General features: G+C 59.7%; 4 protein-coding genes. All 4 read right to left on the reverse strand.

What is annotated here, in order from left to right; genetic code table 11:
* A partial coding sequence (locus tag HX846_RS31285; RefSeq protein WP_178966878.1) for a radical SAM protein occupies nucleotides 1-354 on the reverse strand: 354 nt, incomplete at its 3' end.
* 139 nt (nucleotides 355-493) lie between these two features.
* A complete protein-coding gene (locus HX846_RS31290) occupies nucleotides 494-1147 on the reverse strand; it encodes a TetR/AcrR family transcriptional regulator (RefSeq protein WP_004371278.1) in 654 nt (217 codons plus the stop codon).
* Nucleotides 1148-1585: 438 nt separating this feature from the next.
* Nucleotides 1586-2371 (reverse strand): TatD family hydrolase, encoded by a 786-nt coding sequence (locus HX846_RS31295; protein WP_017475806.1) that lies wholly within the window; start codon nucleotides 2369-2371, stop codon nucleotides 1586-1588.
* 63 nt (nucleotides 2372-2434) lie between these two features.
* A partial coding sequence (locus HX846_RS31300) for a DNA polymerase III subunit delta' C-terminal domain-containing protein (protein ID WP_306173177.1) occupies nucleotides 2435-2766 on the reverse strand: 332 nt, incomplete at its 5' end.

Genomic DNA, 2766 nt, shown 5'->3' on the forward strand with positions numbered 1-2766 from the left:
GGACACGTTGATCCGGCGAATCCCGGCGTCCACCAGCAGCGGCAGTTTGCGCGCCAGCAGTTGGCCGTTGGTGGTCAGGCTGATATCACTGAGCCCCATCTGCCCCACCGCGCCCATGAAGGCTTCCAGCTTGGGGCTGACCAACGGTTCACCGCCGGTAATCCGCAGGCGCTCGATGCCGGCGGCCTCGATCAGGTACTCGACACCCCGCGCCATCGCCTCGGCCGACAGTTCGTCCTGCGCAGCCACCAGCCGCTTGCCGTTGGGCACGCAGTAGGTACAGGCGTAATTGCAGGCTGAGGTCAGGCTGATCCGCAAATTGCGGAATCGCCTGCCTTGACGATCAACGATCATGGATCACTCCGGCAGAGGATAATTCGGGCGCACTAAAACCTGACTGAAAAATCAAGTTTTAGCAAGGTCCTTGCCTGAGTATATTCCTGGGTTACTGCGCTGGGCAGGAAATCATATCGCCATCACGCTGGCGAATGATTCAAGTGGCCGGCGTTTCGGCGTTCGGCAAATCGGTGCTGTGCTTGCGCTTATTGCCCATGCGCACGCCGATGTCCATCAGGAACTGGAAGAAACCTTCCTGGTCTTCCAGCACATTGCTCCAGAACGGCGAGTGGTACAACGCCACGGCGCCGTGCACCAACGCCCAGGCGGCGCAGTAGTGGAAATACGGTGGCACGTCTTCGAGCTTGCCTTCGCTGATACGGCCCTTGATCAGCAGGGTCAGGCGTTCGAAGTTCGAGGCACGGATCTTGTGCAGCTCCTCGACCATTTCCGGCACCTGATGGCCCTTCACCACTTTTTCTTCCAGGCGATCAAACAAGCGGTAGCGCTGCGGGTCACGCATGCGGAACTCGAAGTAGGCGCGGGACAGCGCTTCCTTGTCCTTGTCGACATCGGCCGAGTGCAGCAGCTCGTTCAGGTCGCGCTCGTAGTCGAGCATCAGGCGCAGGTAGATCTCGGCCTTGGACTTGAAGTGCTTGTAGATGGTGCCTTTGCCGATACCCACGGCATCCGCAATCATCTCGACGGTGACGCTGTCTTCACCCTGGTCGAGGAACAGCTTGAGTGCGGTGTCGAGAATTTCCTGCTCGCGGCGGCGAAACTCACGGACCTTGCGGGGTTCTTTGTGCATAAGAAAAAGGTCTGCAGAGATGGATATTGGAAGGGCGTTCGCTCCCCAAGCCGTGCTTGTCGGAACGTTTTACCCGGTGCGCGGGATTATCCCGACTGAACGGTCGTTGGGCAACGCCTATATGAACAACCTTTGCACTTAACTTACAACACGCCAACGAATGTGCCGATTCGAGTCAGAAATAAAACAGGTGATTGGCGCGTGTGCATCGCATCCAATGAGAACTCAACCGAAGCGGGCGTATTCCAAATCTGTTTAAAAAACGATCAGATGTGGCTGGACTGAATCGGATACTGATCAATACTTGAAATGTCGGCGTGGCATCTCCCCCAAGTGACGCGTCGACCTGGGTACCGACGGACTGCGTACCCTTGTTTTACTCCTAATGGTCTTAGCCCGGATTCACCCCCCAGAACCCGGGTTTTTTTTGCCTGCGATTCAGTGGCCGACGTGGGCCAGCGGGAACAGGCGCTTGAAGTTTTCGGTGGTCTGTTCGGCAAAGCGCTCGTAGGACTCGCCCCGCAGCATCGCCAGGTAATCCGCCACATCCCGTACGTATTCCGGCAGGTTGGGTTTGCCGCGATGGGGAATTGGCGCCAGGTACGGCGAATCGGTTTCCACCAGCAGGCGGTCTGCCGGGACCTGGCGCGCGACATCGCGCAGGGCATCGGCGTTGCGGAAGGTCACGATGCCCGACAAGGAAATGTAGAAACCAAGGTCCAGCGCGGCCTTGGCCATGTCCCAGTCTTCAGTGAAGCAATGCAGCACACCAGCCTGGGGCAGCGCAGCTTCGCGCAGCAGGGTCAGGGTGTCGGCACGGGCGCCACGGGTGTGGACGATCACCGGCTTGCCAGTCTGCTGGGCGGCTTGCAGGTGCAGACGGAACGACGCCTGCTGCAACTCGGCAGCTTCCGGTTCGTAGTGGTAATCCAGGCCGGTCTCACCGATGGCCACCACGCGCGGGTGATTGAGTTCACCGAGCAGCCAGTCGAGGGCCGGGGCTTCGCCGGGCTTGAGGTCCAGCGGGTGAATGCCCACCGAGCAGTCGACATCGGCATAACGATCGGCCAGGGCTTTGACGTCGGCGGCGTTTTCCGCGCTGACGCCGATGCACAGGAAGTGCCCTACCCCGCGCTGGCGCGCAGCTTCAAGGGCGGCGTCGAGGGAGCCGCCGTGCTGGGCCAGGTCGAGGCGATCAAGGTGGCAATGGGAATCTACGAGCATAGGGATCTACAACTTGAGTCACGGAAAGTGTCTGGCCAACGATACACCCGTCGGCCACTGAAATTAACGGCGGCCGAGCAAACCGACCCACTGCACCAGCAAGGCCTCAAGCAACAGCACGCGATTGAGGTTGGCCTTGCCGAGGACTTTCTGGCGTTGGGCGAGGATCCAGTCCTGGATGTTCAGCACCTTGTCCTGGGCGCTCTTCTGCGCCAGGTATTGCACGACTTTGCGCATGTCCGGCAGCCCAAGGCCGTTTTCGTCCTGGGTCAGCTGGTAGCGCAGGATCAGGCTCGACCAGTCGCAAAACCAGTCGAACAGCAGCAGCAAGGGAATGTCTTTCCAGGCGCTTTCGGCCAGTTGCGTGGCCGACACTTCCTGCTTGAGCAGTTTCT

It is taken from the genome of Pseudomonas sp. K5002 (assembly GCF_013386655.1).
Taxonomy (GTDB): Bacteria; Pseudomonadota; Gammaproteobacteria; order Pseudomonadales; family Pseudomonadaceae; genus Aquipseudomonas.

Bases quoted from the DNA above. Each gene is read 5' to 3' on its own strand.
- HX846_RS31295 (WP_017475806.1), bottom strand. From the start codon at position 2,371: ATGCTCGTAGATTCCCATTGCCACCTTGATCGCCTCGACCTGGCCCAG.
- HX846_RS31290 (WP_004371278.1), bottom strand. From the start codon at position 1,147: ATGCACAAAGAACCCCGCAAGGTCCGTGAGTTTCGCCGCCGCGAGCAG.